This is a genomic window from Streptomyces sp. SID14436 (genome assembly GCF_010548465.1).
Taxonomy (GTDB): Bacteria; Actinomycetota; Actinomycetes; order Streptomycetales; family Streptomycetaceae; genus Streptomyces.
Map to the genome: position 1 here is coordinate 1 of NZ_JAAGMD010000805.1, position 279 is coordinate 279.

Annotated in this window: 1 protein-coding gene; it reads left to right on the forward strand. The window is 77.1% G+C overall.

The window, feature by feature from the left end; genetic code table 11:
* The coding region (locus tag G3I53_RS29170; protein WP_164438948.1) for a hypothetical protein at positions 1-279 on the forward strand (279 nt) is incomplete at both ends.

The window sequence follows — 279 nt, forward strand, 5'->3', positions numbered from 1 at the left end:
TCACCGCCGCGGCCTACGCCGTCACCCACAGCGAGTCCGCCCGGGACCGCAGTGCACTGATCTCCGCCGAACTCGCCTACCGGCACGCCTCCCTGTCCCTGGCCGCCGCCGAGAAGTCCGCCGCCGCGCAGAAACGCGAACTCGCCGACGCCCGCACCCTGCACGCCGCCTGGCAGGCCGCCGAGGCCGTCCTGCGGCACCGTGCCGCCGCCGACCGCGTGAGCAGGGTGTCCGCCGCGATCCAGGAGGCCGAACGGGACGCGGCCCCGGCCCTGGCCG